The organism is Acinetobacter baylyi DSM 14961 = CIP 107474, assembly GCF_000368685.1.
Taxonomy (GTDB): domain Bacteria; phylum Pseudomonadota; class Gammaproteobacteria; order Pseudomonadales; family Moraxellaceae; genus Acinetobacter; species Acinetobacter baylyi.
Window position 1 is genome coordinate 859,961 of record NZ_KB849628.1, and the last position, 15,265, is coordinate 875,225.

The following is a 15,265-nucleotide window of genomic DNA, read 5'->3' on the forward strand; positions in this document are numbered from 1 at the left end:
AATTTAGTTGCTACGTCTAGTTATTTTGAAAATATTTTTCCTGTCAGGAAACTATTTTTTATTTTATTTATCAATGCTTTATAATTGTTTAGATGTGCCAAAGCACGGGCAATACAGTTGATGTATTACCCGTGCTTAAAACTGGATTAACATAGAACTTCTACTTTATGATACTGTTTAAGCTGTAAAAGTGAGTCGAATGGATTTTCAGAACTACATAAATGATTGAGCTGTTCATGAAATTGATGAATAAAAACGTCATTACAGTTAATAATCCAACCTTTCACTGATGCAGTTTCAACATTTTCCATATACAGTTCACAGGTTCTTTGTCCAATCAAACGTATATTTTTGATTTTAAATATACTGGCTTCGATCATCATCTCTCTCCTACGTGCGTGAATAACACGAATATATTGAGCAAAGATTGTGCCATTTTTAAAAATCATTAAATTTCATAATCTTATAATATTAAAAACCAAAATATTCCTTATAGGAATTTTTTTTGCATCATAAAAATACATTTTAGCAAGATGTTGATAAATTTTGAGGCATCACAAAAATCATACGTCTTTGGATATAATAAACCTTCAAAGTGTCCTATTTATATCGTCTGTTTTGTCATTTTGAACTTATCAAATGAGATGGGCGAAACTCTATCATTACCTTGCTAAAGATTTGTTTTCCTCATTTTTTCGCGCTACTTTAGAGAAGCCTTTAAAAGTGATTAGATTATGTCCATTTTAAAAAAACTCGAAATCAGACATCCTATTTTTGTATCTCCCATGGCAGGAACATCAACACCTGAACTCGCAGCAGAAGTTTCCAATGCAGGTGGATTAGGTGCACTCGGTCTGGGTGCAAGCTCTATCGATAATGCACGCGAACAAATCCTTAAAACACAACAACTGACGGATCAGCCATTTCAGGTCAACTTCTTTTGTCATCAATCTGTTGAATTAAATCAACAAGATGCTCAAACATGGATTAACTATCTTGGCCCAGCATTTTCAAAGTTTAATGCGCAAGTGCCCTCTCATTTAAATTGTATTTATCCCAGTTTTTTAGATCATGATGATTTTTTACAACTGGTATTGGAAACCCGCCCTAAAGCGGTCAGTTTTCATTTTGGGATTCCACATCCCCACCAGATTCAGGCACTAAAGAATGCGAATATTTTAACCATGGTATCGGCAACCAATTTGCCAGAAGCAAAAGCCATTGAACATGCGGGCATTGATATTATTGTTGCTCAAGGCATTGAGGCTGGTGGGCATCGCGGAATTTTCAATCCTAAACTAGATGGTGCAATCAAAACCTCAGATCTGGTTCAGTTGATTTCACATCATTGCGAGTGCCCCGTGGTCGCCGCTGGTGGAATTATGAATGGTCAGCAAGCCAAGCAGTTGTTGAAATTGGGTGCTCAAGCTGTTCAGCTTGGTACGGCTTTCATTCAGTGCAAGAGTTCAAATGCAAGTGCAGCCTATCGTCAGGCACTATTTAATCAGCCACTTACACAAATTACATCGAGTATTTCGGGACGTCCAGCACGTGGAATCATCAATCAGTGGCAAAGCTTATTTGATCATCCTGATCGTCCATGTGTTCCAGCGTATCCCTATACTTATGATATTGCCAAACAGTTGCACCAGATTGCCAGCCAGAATGGTGAACATGGCTTTGGTGCTTTTTGGGCTGGAAGTCATGTAGCACAAATTCGCGAGCTAGAGGCAACTGATCTCATTAATCAATTGCTTTTGGAAATGAGTGCCTAAATTATTTAATCGACAACAAATCGACGTGTTCGGTCTGAACATCGCTCATTAACTGGCCTTGCATCAATAAATGATTGAAATAAGCTTCAACTAGGCGAGCTTGTTCAGCCGTACTTTCCACTTGATACATGTTTTGACGAAACTCATTGCTTGAATGCAGACCTTTGGTGTACCAGGCAATGTGTTTTCGAGCGATTCGACATCCTGAATATTCACCATAAAACCTATATAACTCGGACAAATGTCCCAGTAAAACCTCTTTCACTTCTGCAATATCAGGTGCAGCCAGATGCTCGCCTGTTTTCAAATAATGTGCAATTTCACGAAAAATCCAAGGGCGTCCTTGCGCAGCACGACCAATCATAATGGCGTCAGCACCTGTATAATCCAAAACATATTTGGCTTTTTGCGGACTGTCGATATCCCCATTTGCAATCACAGGAATAGTTAAAATCGATTTCACCTGTTTGATCAAATCATAACGCGCAGTACTTAAATACATGTCTTCACGTGTACGACCATGGAGTGCCAGTGCAGCAATACCAGACTGCTCAGCTTGCTTGGCAACTCTAAGAATATTTTCCTGCCCATTTAAGAAACCTAAACGGGTTTTTAGCGTCACAGGAACATCCACCGCTGCAACTACTGCATCCAGAATACGAGCAACCAAGTCTTCATCTTGTAAAAGTGCAGAACCAGCAAGCTTGTTACAGACTTTTTTGGCAGGACAGCCCATGTTGATATCCACAATCTGGGCGCCATTTGCGACCTGATAGCGTGCAGCTTCAGCGAGTTGCTCTGGGTCAGAACCTGCAATTTGTGCTGAAATCGGTGCGAGTTCTCCATCAAAATTGGCCCGATACAGGCTTTTTTTACTCATTCTTAAAGTCTTATCTGCGGTCATCATTTCACTTACCGCATGCCCTGCACCAAAATATTTACACAGTGTACGGAACGGGCGATCTGTCACTCCCGCCATAGGAGCTACAATTAAATTATTTGACAGTTGATAAGACCCAATATACATATATATTCATACATTTTAAGATCGACATAGTATACTTCATCCGCCTTTTTGACTCATCTTTTTATCAAGGTGTTTTGCTTGCATGAATAATTCATCTATTTCTTGTCGTTTGCTTAAACCTTTCGGTTTATTTGCAATCTGTGTCGCATTCGCTGGGTGTGGTGATACTTCATGGTGGTCAAAAAATGATGATCCAGAATTAAAATCAGAACAGATCCGCAAACTGATCCCCTCACGTGTACATGATCGTCAGTCATGGGCCAATGATATCAACGATATTATGGAAAAGCTGAAAATTCCTAAAACCAAAGACAATGTATGCTCAGTCGTTGCAATTGTTGATCAGGAATCTAATTTTGTAGCCAACCCTGTCGTGGCTGGTTTGGGAGAGAAGGCAGTCAAAGAAGTTAGCACGCGCCTTAACGAAAAATTTGAAGAAAAATTAGGAACGACCATTGGTGGGCAGGTTGCAGGATATTTTGAAGATGTTTTGAAAAATCAACCAACACCCGATGACAACTACATGAGTCAAATGCGTCGGGTCAGAACTGAAAAAGATCTGGATGTACTCTATCGCCAGATATTTGACTATATGGCGAGCCATTATCATGTTAGTGCCTTGACGGGTGCAGCCAAGTTAGTCGGACAAGATATTGCCGAAAAGATGAATCCAATTACCACACTGGGTTCCATGCAGGTCAATATCGTCTACGCCAAAGAAAATAAACGCGTCAAGCTACAAAGCGTCAATAACTTACGTGACGATTTATATACACAATACGGTGGTCTTTACTATGGGATTCATCGTTTAATGTTATATCAGACAAGTTATGATAAGCCAATCTATCGTTTTGCAGATTATAACTCAGGTATGTATTCGAGTCGTAATGCTGCATTACAATCCATGCTAAACAAACTTGGCGATGAGCAATTAACTGAAGATGGTGATTTGCTTCTTTACAACAAAGACGGGTCGATTCAGAGCACCAGAAGTAGTTCTGAAAAAGCCCTGATCAAGATCTTTACGCTTAACAATGTACTCCTAACCCCAAATCAGATTCGGACAGATTTAAAGCAGGAAAAAAGTCAAAGCTTTGAACAAACGCCAACTTATATTGCGATTACCAAACTGTATCAGAAGCAAACTGGAAAAGAAGCACCCTATGCCATGATGCCGCAAGTGATTATTTCTGGCCCTAAACTAAGCCGCGACTACAATACAAATTGGTATGCCTCTCGCGTAAACGGAAGATATCAGACATGCATGCAACGAGCGAAACGAATCAAGCTGTAAATCTGGCTTTATTCGATTTTGATGGAACGTTATGTACTAAGGATAGTTTCACGAGTTTCATTTTTTATACCCTGTCAAAACGGCACATTGTGCGTCAGGGTATTAAAATACTACCCTGGATTCAGGCTTATTATCTTAAGCTTTATCCCGCTCATTCCATGCGCCTAAAGCTATTTGGAAGCATGTTTCGCGGTGCGCCCTCTCAACCGTTTCAAGATCTTGGTAAAGAATACGCACAAACCTTACTCAATAAACTTGATCCCGCACTCTTTTGGCAACTCAAACAGCACCAACAACAAGGAGATAAAGTTGTCATTGTTTCTGCTTCGATTGACCTATATTTGAAACCGTTATGTGATTTACTTGATGTCGATCTGATTTGTACAGTAGTTGAAATTAAGGATCAAAAAATTACGGGGGATTATGCCACCCCTGACTGTAGCTCTGAGCAGAAAAAAATTCGTGTCTCTGAGCGCTACGATTTATCCAGCTATCGTCATGTTTATGCCTATGGCAATAGCCACGAAGATTTAGATATGCTTTCCCTGGCTGATACGTCGTATATGGTCGGTGAAGATCAAAGCTTACCTTTACTTCAAGCTGTAAAAAAGCTCGCCTAAGCGAGCTTTTTACAGGACTTAATCCAATTAATAAATCGCCATATGATTGCGATGAATCATTTCCAGAGAACGTGCTTCACCTAACACTTGATGTACTTTATCTGAAGCCAAACCTTTAATGATCTCAGCCGAACGTGAACTAAAATTCACGCGCCCGACTGCAACACGCTGCCCAGACTGATCAACACATTCGACCACATCGCCACGGTTAAAATGACCTTCAACAGCCTTCACCCCAACTGGCAATAAACTACGATGTCGTTGCTTAATCGCTTCAACTGCACCTGCATCAATCACCAGACGACCCGCAGTTTGAAGATGGGCAGCCAGCCATTGCTGATGCGCTGTAATCCGATCTTTATCAGTGCTAAATAAAGTACCAAGTAACTCACCTGACATCAGGCGTGATAAAACATGATCACTTTCACCACTTGCAATCAAGGTTGGACAACCAGATTTTGCCGCCAGACGTGCAGCACGAACCTTGGTGACCATACCACCACGTCCGAGTACACCGCCGCCACCTGCCATTTCAAACAACGCATCATCCATCGCATTAACAGTAGTGAGTAATTTTGCATTCGGATTACTACGTGGATCTGAATCAAACATCCCTTGCTGATCAGTCAGAATGATCAGCAAATCAGCATGAACCTGACCTGCCACCATCGCAGCGAGTGTATCATTATCACCAAAACGAATTTCATCAGTAGATACTGTATCATTTTCGTTGATAACAGGAATCACTCGCCACTCAATCAAGTTTTGTAAGGCATCACACGAGTTTAAATAACGACGACGATCTGCCAGATCATCATGTGTGAGCAGTACTTGAGCAGTCTGAATCGTATGCTTTTCAAGGACACTCGACCACGTATGAATCAGGCCCATTTGACCAATCGCCGCACAGGCTTGCAAACTGGGTAGATCGGTGGGTCGACTCGTTAGTTTCATACGCACCATCCCTTCTGCTACAGCCCCTGAAGACACCAAAATAATTTCGTGTCCAGCATTGTGTAGATCAGCAATTTGCATTGCCCAATGCGAAATCGCATCCAGATCTAAACCTTGTCCATTGGCTGTCAGTAGAGATGATCCGATTTTAACAACGATACGTTTGCACGCCTTGAGCTGTCGTTGCCCATCGATCACTTCTATCATTTTTTCCTCGAGTTCTACTTAACGAACGTAAATTACTTCCACTTCGTCATCATCATCGTCAAAATCATCATCCTGATCTGCTTCACGCTGTGCTTTACGCATAGCTCGGTATGCTTCTTTTGCTGCGATGGTTTGTTCACGTGTTTCTGCTTCAAGCTGCTCACGGAATGCTTTCACTTTTCGTGCATATTCAGGATCTTCAGCTTCAAGCTCACGCTGTTGTTCAATCTGATCCATGAGGTAATAGACAACCTCTTTGGTTCCTTCAAGCAATAAGCCAGAAGTACGGAACACTGGACCAGTCCACTCAAGCTCAGTCAGAATGTGTTGACACCATTCTTCACGATTTGCTTCATCAATCTGATCAAGCTTGTTCAGTACAAGTACCACTGGAAGTTCTGCAAGTGTTGGAGAGAATTTTTTCAACTCACCTACAATCGCTTTAGCATTATGTACTGGGTCAGAACCATCAATTGGCTGAACATCTACAATGTGCAGCAAAATACGGGTACGTGCCAAGTGCTTAAGGAAACGAATCCCCAGTCCAGCACCTTCTGCTGCACCTTCAATCAGACCAGGAATATCCGCCATGACAAACGAACGATGACGGTCTGCATCTACAACGCCTAAATTTGGAACCATCGTTGTAAACGGATAATCTGCAACTTTTGGTTTTGCTGCGCTGACTGCACGAATGAAGGTCGATTTACCTGCATTCGGCATTCCCAATAGCCCCACATCTGCAAGTACTTTAAGCTCTAAACGAATCTCGCGGAATTCGCCTTTGACACCCGTTGTAAACTTACGTGGAGAACGGTTGGTCGATGATTTAAAGTGCGTATTTCCCAAGCCACCATCACCGCCAGTGGCAACCATGACACGCTGGCCATCTTCAACCAAGTCACCAATAATATCGCCTGACTCTACATCGACAATGGTTGTGCCTACAGGTACTTTAAGTACAACATCTTCGCCACCGCGGCCTGTACAGTTTGCGCCTGCGCCATTTTTACCACGTTCAGCACGGAATTTACGGGTATAACGATAGTCAACCAGCGTCCCAGTGTCATCATCTGCCTGAATATAGACACTGCCGCCACGCCCACCATCTCCACCATCTGGACCACCAAATGGTACAAATTTTTCACGGCGAAAACTGGCCACGCCATTGCCACCGTCGCCAGCCTCTACGGTAATGACTGCTTCATCAACAAAGCGCATTTGCCAATCCTCTAAAATCTCTAAAACCGCCTATTCTGCCATATTTTAATAGATTTCTCGAATAGAAAATCAGACTATTTATCAGTGACTGCTGCAATGCAGCAATCTCACCTGAAAAAACGATACAGTCCATGACTCTATTTCTTTTTAAGGATGAATATTTTTAAGCGGAAGTGTCATCTGCATGTCTAAGTTAGCCTTAGTATTGCGCTCTGTATTGTACATAATGGCATTAAACGTTGCGATTTTACGCAGAGTGATCGGATCATTAATATTTAATGTCGGTTTGAATTGATGTTTAACAGGTAAATGAACACTTTCATCAAAACCGAAATAAACTGGCCCATCAAATATAATTTTGATCGGTAGAACATAAGTTCTTTTTAATTGAAATGGAACATCGAGCTGAACAGGAATATCCAGTTTCAATGGAAATTTAGGCAATAATTTGTTCTGATAGATTAAGTCTGTGGTCGTTTCAAGCGGCATAAGCTCATTGATTTTGATGGTGGTCGAATAATCAATATCGACTTTAACAGGCGTTTCAACTGTAAAGGCCAAATTGGCAAGATACTTGCCTTTCAAAGGTAATGATAATGATCGGTCAATCATAATATCTGTATCTAATTTACCCACAGACTGAGTTTCCAGAAAATTTCCTACATGTATTTTGGTTGGAAGTTCCTCAGGTAAATGAATCTGAGCGTGATGTGCAGATACTAAGAGCGATGCCTGAATATTGAGATACAGCCAGAACAGGATCGCAACCAATAACACAATGCCCAAAAAACTGATCATCAGACGTTTTACAGAACCCAATAACCACATATTGCCACCTACTCTGTTTTAGAGGCTGGTGGCGTTTGTGCCACATTATTTGAAGATGCCTGATCTTTTTGCAGGGTAATACTTGAAAGTGGAATTTTTAATTCGCCCTGTTTAATTTTGATAGGCAAGGTATTTTGTACATCGACCGATGCAGCCAATGCGGTTTTAATTGGCACATTTAAATGCCCTTGAATTGGAATATTGGTTTTTAAGGTGGCATCCAGAGGAATATGCAAATTTTCTTTTAATACAGTTTTAACAGGCGCATCAAATTTAAGATGGACACTCTGATCAAGAGGTACCTGAATATTTAAAGGTACATCCAATTTGATTGGAATGGTTCCTTTTAGTGGCAGAGTAATATCTTTTCCTAATATTTTGACCTGAACTTTGGTGTCAATTGGTAAGTTCTGATCGACTTTCAGTGTTTCTTGTACAGGAATGACCGTCTTAATTGGAACCTGATTATCAAAATACACACGCGGCGTTAACGTCTGGGTAAGCGGAATATTCAGTTCTTCCCGAATTGGAATAGTGGCATTGACACGACCACTGACATCAACATCCAGTGCATCCTGAATTTTTACTTTGGCCTGTAAAGGTTCTTGTAAATCAATACTGACAGCTTGATTTTCAAGCGGTATATAAATATTAAAATGTTTAAATACCCAAATAGCGATCATGACGCCAATCAGGCTTGCAAACACAATAAATGCCAATCCAATGAGCAATTTTTTAACTTGCAACGCGATATCCTTTGCGACTTTTTATTTTACTTTAGCCAGATTATCCATAATTGTTAATGGCGTTTCAGCTTGGGTTTTGTGTCAAATATGAAGGACTATGTACATTTGACAAAAAAGCTCAGTCGAAACTGAGCTTTTAAATCTATTGATTACGTGATTAAGCTGTCATTTGCGTAGGTACTTTTGGATAGCTTACGCCGCACATTTTCTCTGCAATGCGTAGAACCTGACAGCTATAGCCTACTTCATTGTCATACCACACATAAGCGGTCAAATGAGTACCAGAGGCAATCGTTGCCTGTGCATCATATACACCTGCTGTACGCGAACCGATAAAGTCACTTGAAACGACTTCTGTTGAATTGGTATAACCAATCTGACCTTGTAAATTTGAATTGATTGAAATCTGGCGAATGTATTCATTCACTTCGTCGCGATCAACTTCTTTTTCAAGTGTCAAATTCAGAATGGCTAAAGATACGTTTGGTGTAGGTACACGTACCGAATTACCTGTCAATTTACCTTTAAGCGCTGGTAAAGCCTTAGCAACTGCTTTCGCTGCACCCGTTTCTGTAATCACCATGTTCAGTGTTGCAGCACGACCACGACGATCTGCCTTGTGGTAATTATCAATCAGGTTCTGATCATTGGTAAATGAATGAACAGTTTCAACATGACCATTTAAAATTTTATATTTATCATCAATCACTTTGAGTACACCAGTGATTGCGTTTGTTGTACAGCTTGCCGCAGAGATGATTTTGTCTTCATCTAAAATATCAGCTTGGTTTACACCAAATACAACGTTTTTCATGTCACCTTTACCTGGTGCAGTCAACACAACACGTGCAACGCCAGGACATTTAAGATGCTGGCTTAGACCATCAAGATCACGCCATTTACCTGTATTATCAATTAAAAGTGCATTGTCAATACCATAGGCGGTATAGTCAACTTCAGACGGGCTAGAGGCATAAATGACTTTAATAAAGTTACCATTTGCAATGATTGCTTCATTTTCTTCATCAATTGAAATTGTACCGTCAAATGAACCATGAATTGAGTCACGACGTAGTAATGACGCACGTTTTGCCAAATCACCATCTGAGCTTTTACGCACAACAATTGCTTTAAGCCCTAGGCCACGACCCATACCAGACTGGCTAATGATGAGACGTGCCAAGATACGACCAATACGGCCAAAACCATAAAGCACCACATCTTTTGGCTCTTCAGAGCATGCATTGCCTTTAATTGACTCAACAGCTTGAGCAACAAAAGCATCAATATCGCCACCATGCTGTTTGTATTCAACAGCCAATTTACCGATATCTACTTCTGCTGAACCAATGTTATCTACTTTTGCCAATGCTTCAAGAATAGGGAAAGTATTTACCACTGAAAGTTCAACATCCACCACACGTGTGCGGCGATGAGATTTCAGGATCTGAATCACTGAACGGTTGATTAAAGAACGACCATAAACAGAAACAACAATATTCTTTTCGCGATATAACTGACCGATCAAGGCGATCATATGCTCTGCAATTTCTTCGCGATTCTTCCAACGTCCTTGATGGTCTGCATGTAGGGCGATGATGGTTTCTTTGCTCACAGATACGTCCTCTAATTAATGTTATCTAGGCGTGAATTTGAAAACGCGATAATTGTAAATCAAATAGCGCCAAGATTAAATCCAGCACTTAACGATATGCCTATATTTTTTTATATATTTGGTATAAATTTATAAAATGATTGAAAATATTTTTTAGAATTTATTACTAATATTTTTTAAAAAAATCATCCTCTGTTTAAAATTTGACTAAAATAGATAAATATGGTCATTTTTCCATCTTATCCATTATTTTTCATCAATTCGGTTCTGATAGCATTCCAGATTTCGCTCAAGCATTATGGATTTTTGTTTCTGTTGGTATAAATGAATTGCACCCTCAATCACCAATAACAATACCGCAACCCAGATCGGGATATAGGTTAACCACTCTTGAGACGAGATTTTTTCTCCCAGCATTAGAGACACTAACGCCAGTAAAATAGGTTCCAAATAGCTCAAAAGACCAAAAAGCACCATGGGTAAAAAACGGCTTGCCAGAATATAGCTTCCCAACCCCAGCGCACTTAAAAAACCAAGACCAGCCAGAATCCAGACCAAGCAAGAAAGCGGCCATGGTTGGGAAATATCGGTTGGCATGAATACAAAATAAAAAGCGATTGGGAGAATAATCACAATGTCCCACCAAAACCCACCTAAATGATCTGTTTTCATTTTTTTGCGTAAAAAGAAATAAGCCGAGTACCCTACTGCAACCAGTGCGGTCTCCCAAGCGATTGTGCCCTGCTGCCAAATTTCATGCGCTACACCTAATATCGCCAAGAGCACTGCGATTTGTTGAAATCGAGATAGTTTCTCTTTATAAAACAGACTGCCTATCAGCACTAAAACCAGAGGCAATAAAAAATATCCTAATGATACCTCTAAGCCACGGCCATTCATGGGTGCCCACAAAAACAACCAGAGTTGCAAAGACACCAGTACAGATGACACGATTAAAAGCCAAATAAACCACGGATTTTTTTTGATTTGAGTTAAGACCTGTTTGATGTAATGTAAATCGCCAATCATCCACATTAACAGCGTTAAAAAAGGCAGGGTTGAAATCATACGCCAGCCAAATGTTTGTTCGGAGCCAAAGCCTGTTAGTAGTTGCGTATAAAAGTAAAGTACCCCAAAGGTGACTGATGCCAAAACCGATAAACACACGCCCTGAAACATCTAGCCCCCAGTTGACCAAATAATAAAAAAACAACCTGTACCATACTGAATTTAAGACCTCAGTTAAAGAAAAACCATGCAAAGCATGGTTTTTCTTGTTTACCAAAATTCGTTATTCCGAAGTATGTTCTGCTCGGATTAAATCTTTAAGATCATATCCAAGTGATTTGGCATAACTCAGGTATTCATTCATCACCTCTTCAGAAGGTTGAGGCGTTCTGGATAAAATCCACAAGTATTTTCTAGAAGGCTCACCAACCAGCACGGTTTGATAGTGCTCATCGAGCTTTAAAATCCAGTAATCGCCGCGCGCAACAGGTACCCAACGTACCACTTCAGGTAAGAAGCTGACTTTAAGTTTTGAATTGTAAGGCGGATTAACAACAAAGGCTTCACCCAGTGACTGATGCTGCTGACCATCTTTCCCAACACACTGGTTATCTACCACAATATTGCCATTTTCGTTCAAGGTGTATGTGGCGGTAATATTTTTTGCACATTTATTTTCAAAGTAAAGTGGTTTACGCGCAATCTCGTACCAAACCCCCAGATACTTATCCAGTTCAACACGCTCAACTGTTGGAAGCGGTTTATTTTGTGCATAGGCAACAGTTGCAACAGCCAAACCTGTTAAGGCAGCTCCACCCAATATAATTTTTGCTAAACGCCAACTCCCTTTCGGGACATTTTTATATAATGGCATTATAATTTCCTCAGAATTTATATACTGACCATATCTTATAAAGATCTAGTTGCTACATTAGCTTGTTTTTTATGCAGATAATGTAGAAATATGTAGCACTTAACGTTATTTCTACATCATGAGCAGATTAATGCAGCATTTGTGCTTTCAGGCGTAAAATTTCATCACGTAATCGCGCAGCTTGCTCAAACTGTAATTCTTTAGATGCTTTTAGCATTTCCTTCTCAAGTTTGCTCATATGTTTTGCAAACAACTTAGGATCAGCCAAAATATGGCGCTCATCTGCACTTAGTGCTCGCGCCTGTTCCGAAATCTTGCCTTCAATGTCATCGTCGTTAAAGACTTCGCCAGTGTCAATTTCTTTTACTTTTTGACGTACAGCACTGCGTGGGGTAATGCCGTGAATTTTATTAAATTCGATTTGTTTTTCACGACGTCGTTCAGTTTCATCAATCGCTTTTTGCATAGAGTCTGTCATTCGGTCTGCATACAAAATTGCCTTGCCTTTAATATTACGCGCAGCACGACCAATGGTCTGAATTAAAGACCGCTCCGAACGCAAGAATCCTTCCTTATCTGCATCCAAAATGGCGACCAGTGACACTTCTGGCATATCCAGACCTTCACGTAGCAAATTAATGCCAACCAATACGTCATAAACACCAGTGCGTAGTTCATGAATAATTTTAACGCGCTCGACCGTGTCAATATCTGAGTGTAGATAAGCCACCTTAACGCCATATTCTTTCAAATATGAAGTCAGATCTTCTGCCATTCGCTTTGTTAGCGTGGTAATCAATACGCGTTCGTCCATTTCTTTACGAATATTGATTTCAGACAGCACATCATCCACTTGGGTCAAGACGGGTCGAATCTCGATTTCAGGGTCAATCAATCCAGTTGGTCGAACCACTTGCTCTACGATTTGATCTGATTTTTCAAGCTCATATTTTGCTGGTGTCGCACTCACAAATACCGTGGTTGGAACAATTCGTTCCCATTCTTCGAATTTCATTGGTCGGTTATCAAGTGCGCTGGGTAAACGAAAGCCGTAATTCACCAGATTTTCTTTACGGGAACGGTCACCTTTATACATTGCACCAATTTGCGGTACGGTCACATGAGATTCATCAATAATGAGCAATGCATCTTCTGGAATATAATCAAATAATGTCGGCGGTGCTGCGCCAGGGCTTCGGCCAGATAAATGACGGGAGTAGTTTTCGATACCGTTGGTATAGCCAAGCTGTTGCATCATTTCCAGATCATAACGTGTACGCTGCTCTATTCGCTGCGCCTCAAGCAATTTGTCATGCTCTCGGAAAAATTTAAGCTGATCCTGCAACTCATCCTTAATGGTTTCAATTGCTCTGGAAAGATTATCTTTGGGCGTCACATAATGACTTTTTGGATAAATCGTGACACGCGGTACTTTACGTTGCATCTTTCCAGTCAGAGGATCAAACCAGCGAATTGAATCGACCTCATCGTCAAACAGTTCAATCCGAATGGCAAATTGATCAGATTCGGCAGGAAATACATCCAGTATTTCGCCACGAATTCGGTAAGTACCGCGTAAAAATTCAAGTTCATTACGCGTATATTGCATTTCGACCAAACGGCGAATCAAATCATCACGATTTATACGATCACCCTCCACTACATGCAGTAACATTTTCATGTAGGCTTCTGGATCACCCAAACCATAAATGGCCGAAACCGATGCCACAATAATGGCATCACGGCGCTCAAGTAAGGCACGTGTTGCAGAAAGTCGCATTTGATCGATATGATCGTTGATGGCAGCATCTTTTTCGATAAAAGTATCTGAAGATGGTACATAGGCTTCAGGCTGGTAATAATCGTAATAGCTGACAAAGTATTCCACTGCATTATTTGGAAAAAATGCCTTGAACTCGCCATAGAGCTGTGCAGCCAGAGTTTTGTTGTGTGCCATGACAATGGTCGGACGCTGAGTCTGTGCGATAACATTGGCCATGGTATAGGTCTTACCCGAACCTGTAACGCCCAGCAAAAGCTGATTACGATTGCCCTGCTCAATTCCGCTGACCAACTTTTTAATTGCCTGTGGCTGATCACCAGCAGGTTGGTAGTTTGTGACTAAATCAAAAGGTTGGTTGTCGTTCACACGCACTCTCTATGATTAAAAAATTAAATTGGATTTATAACATTAATCTGGTCAAATTCTGATTTTTCAAGGCTTAGCCATCGCATTCAATATGCAATAACACTGCCATCCCAATGTAGTAATTTACCATGCTGTGCTGAAGATAAACGTTGCATAATCGAAATCAAACGTATTGCCGTTTGCTGAGGCGTGTAAAGCCGATCAGACACAATATGAGACTGAAAAGGTTTAGACAACTCAGAATCCGTGGTACCAGGATGTACACTTGCCACCAGAATATCAGATGATTTTCTCGCCCACTCAATGCTCAAGTTTTTAATAAACATATTCAACGCAGCTTTACTCATTCGATAACTGTACCAACCACCCAAGGCATTATCATCAAGACTTCCAACTTTTGCAGAAAGCGATATCCATTTTAAAGCATGCTTTCTGGTCAAGATTGGATCAAGCGCCTGAGCCAAGTGAATATGACTTAAAAGATTTGCCCTCAAAGACTGGAATATCCACTCATCATTTATCTGGCTTAAACGCTTCTCTGGCATATGATCTTGATCATGTAGTTGTCCAGCACAACAAAAAACCTGTGAAGGTTGAATCTCCTGTAAAAATTCTCGTACACGCGCGATATCAGCAGGATTAGACAAATCCGCCTGTAAATTCGAGCTTCCTGTATTCCGACGGCTAATTGTGTAAACGGCATCTAAAGACTCGCGTTTCAATTGCTGATAAAGCGCTTGTCCTATTCCTATTGATGCACCTGCAATAACAATGCTCATAAATCTCTCTTGTTCTTGTATTCATAAATTTTGGGTACATTTTAGATGAATCGATGTGAAATTTATGTCACTCATCAAAATGGCTGAATTCTCATCTATTGCAATATTTCAAAATGAACAAACAAAAATAAAATTTATAAGATAGAACCCAAATCTTTTTACTTGACC

General features: G+C 40.6%; 14 protein-coding genes. 3 read left to right on the top strand and 11 right to left on the bottom strand.

Annotated features, from left to right (window positions below):
• Nucleotides 1-146: 146 nt before the first annotated feature.
• Nucleotides 147-380 (bottom strand): hypothetical protein, encoded by a 234-nt coding sequence (locus F952_RS13355; RefSeq protein ID WP_004928660.1) that lies wholly within the window; start codon nucleotides 378-380, stop codon nucleotides 147-149.
• Nucleotides 381-734: 354 nt separating this feature from the next.
• Between F952_RS13355 and F952_RS13360 the strand changes: the two genes are divergently transcribed.
• Nucleotides 735-1,775 carry an NAD(P)H-dependent flavin oxidoreductase gene (locus F952_RS13360; protein ID WP_004928664.1) on the top strand — a complete coding sequence of 347 codons (1,041 nt, stop codon included), beginning with the start codon at nucleotides 735-737 and terminating at the stop codon, nucleotides 1,773-1,775.
• A gap of 1 nt (nucleotide 1,776) precedes the next feature.
• Here the strand turns inward: F952_RS13360 and dusB are convergent, their stop codons facing one another.
• Nucleotides 1,777-2,802 (bottom strand): tRNA dihydrouridine synthase DusB, encoded by a 1,026-nt coding sequence (dusB, locus tag F952_RS13365; protein WP_004928667.1) that lies wholly within the window; start codon nucleotides 2,800-2,802, stop codon nucleotides 1,777-1,779.
• Nucleotides 2,803-2,884: 82 nt separating this feature from the next.
• Between dusB and F952_RS13370 the strand changes: the two genes are divergently transcribed.
• The gene (locus F952_RS13370; protein ID WP_004928672.1) at nucleotides 2,885-4,096 is read left to right on the top strand and encodes a DUF1615 domain-containing protein; all 1,212 of its coding nucleotides are present in this window, start codon (nucleotides 2,885-2,887) and stop codon (nucleotides 4,094-4,096) included.
• The gene (locus tag F952_RS13375) at nucleotides 4,063-4,716 is read left to right on the top strand and encodes an HAD family hydrolase (RefSeq protein WP_004928675.1); all 654 of its coding nucleotides are present in this window, start codon (nucleotides 4,063-4,065) and stop codon (nucleotides 4,714-4,716) included. The genes F952_RS13370 and F952_RS13375 overlap by 34 nt, the downstream gene beginning before the upstream one ends.
• A 27-nt stretch (nucleotides 4,717-4,743) precedes the next feature.
• Here the strand turns inward: F952_RS13375 and proB are convergent, their stop codons facing one another.
• The 9 genes from proB to F952_RS13420 form a co-directional block, all read right to left on the bottom strand.
• Nucleotides 4,744-5,877: a glutamate 5-kinase gene (gene proB, locus F952_RS13380; protein WP_004928679.1), complete on the bottom strand. Its 1,134-nt coding sequence runs from the start codon at nucleotides 5,875-5,877 to the stop codon at nucleotides 4,744-4,746.
• An 18-nt stretch (nucleotides 5,878-5,895) separates the two neighbouring features.
• Nucleotides 5,896-7,098 carry an Obg family GTPase CgtA gene (cgtA, locus tag F952_RS13385; protein ID WP_004928683.1) on the bottom strand — a complete coding sequence of 401 codons (1,203 nt, stop codon included), beginning with the start codon at nucleotides 7,096-7,098 and terminating at the stop codon, nucleotides 5,896-5,898.
• A 147-nt stretch (nucleotides 7,099-7,245) separates the two neighbouring features.
• Nucleotides 7,246-7,926, bottom strand: coding sequence for a hypothetical protein (locus tag F952_RS13390; protein WP_004928686.1), 681 nt, complete (start codon nucleotides 7,924-7,926; stop codon nucleotides 7,246-7,248).
• Between the two features lie 8 nt (nucleotides 7,927-7,934).
• Entirely contained in the window at nucleotides 7,935-8,672 is a 738-nt protein-coding gene (locus tag F952_RS13395; protein ID WP_004928688.1) for a hypothetical protein, read from the bottom strand.
• A gap of 157 nt (nucleotides 8,673-8,829) precedes the next feature.
• A complete protein-coding gene (locus F952_RS13400; protein WP_004928690.1) occupies nucleotides 8,830-10,287 on the bottom strand; it encodes a glyceraldehyde-3-phosphate dehydrogenase in 1,458 nt (485 codons plus the stop codon).
• A gap of 246 nt (nucleotides 10,288-10,533) precedes the next feature.
• Nucleotides 10,534-11,466 (bottom strand): EamA family transporter RarD, encoded by a 933-nt coding sequence (gene rarD, locus F952_RS13405; RefSeq protein WP_004928692.1) that lies wholly within the window; start codon nucleotides 11,464-11,466, stop codon nucleotides 10,534-10,536.
• Nucleotides 11,467-11,578: 112 nt separating this feature from the next.
• Nucleotides 11,579-12,169: a lipocalin family protein gene (locus F952_RS13410; RefSeq protein WP_004928694.1), complete on the bottom strand. Its 591-nt coding sequence runs from the start codon at nucleotides 12,167-12,169 to the stop codon at nucleotides 11,579-11,581.
• A 127-nt stretch (nucleotides 12,170-12,296) separates the two neighbouring features.
• Complete coding sequence (uvrB, locus tag F952_RS13415; protein WP_004928695.1) at nucleotides 12,297-14,318, bottom strand: excinuclease ABC subunit UvrB; 2,022 nt, start codon at nucleotides 14,316-14,318, stop codon at nucleotides 12,297-12,299.
• Between the two features lie 86 nt (nucleotides 14,319-14,404).
• The gene (locus F952_RS13420; RefSeq protein ID WP_004928698.1) at nucleotides 14,405-15,097 is read right to left on the bottom strand and encodes an SDR family NAD(P)-dependent oxidoreductase; all 693 of its coding nucleotides are present in this window, start codon (nucleotides 15,095-15,097) and stop codon (nucleotides 14,405-14,407) included.
• Nucleotides 15,098-15,265: the final 168 nt, after the last annotated feature.

Bases quoted from the DNA above. Each gene is read 5' to 3' on its own strand.
- F952_RS13355 (WP_004928660.1), bottom strand. From the start codon at position 380: ATGATCGAAGCCAGTATATTTAAAATCAAAAATATACGTTTGATTGGA.
- F952_RS13360 (WP_004928664.1), top strand. From the start codon at position 735: ATGTCCATTTTAAAAAAACTCGAAATCAGACATCCTATTTTTGTATCT.
- dusB (WP_004928667.1), bottom strand. From the start codon at position 2,802: ATGTATATTGGGTCTTATCAACTGTCAAATAATTTAATTGTAGCTCCT.
- F952_RS13370 (WP_004928672.1), top strand. From the start codon at position 2,885: ATGAATAATTCATCTATTTCTTGTCGTTTGCTTAAACCTTTCGGTTTA.
- F952_RS13375 (WP_004928675.1), top strand. From the start codon at position 4,063: ATGCATGCAACGAGCGAAACGAATCAAGCTGTAAATCTGGCTTTATTC.
- proB (WP_004928679.1), bottom strand. From the start codon at position 5,877: ATGATAGAAGTGATCGATGGGCAACGACAGCTCAAGGCGTGCAAACGT.
- cgtA (WP_004928683.1), bottom strand. From the start codon at position 7,098: ATGCGCTTTGTTGATGAAGCAGTCATTACCGTAGAGGCTGGCGACGGT.
- F952_RS13390 (WP_004928686.1), bottom strand. From the start codon at position 7,926: ATGTGGTTATTGGGTTCTGTAAAACGTCTGATGATCAGTTTTTTGGGC.
- rarD (WP_004928692.1), bottom strand. From the start codon at position 11,466: ATGTTTCAGGGCGTGTGTTTATCGGTTTTGGCATCAGTCACCTTTGGG.
- F952_RS13410 (WP_004928694.1), bottom strand. From the start codon at position 12,169: ATGCCATTATATAAAAATGTCCCGAAAGGGAGTTGGCGTTTAGCAAAA.
- F952_RS13420 (WP_004928698.1), bottom strand. From the start codon at position 15,097: ATGAGCATTGTTATTGCAGGTGCATCAATAGGAATAGGACAAGCGCTT.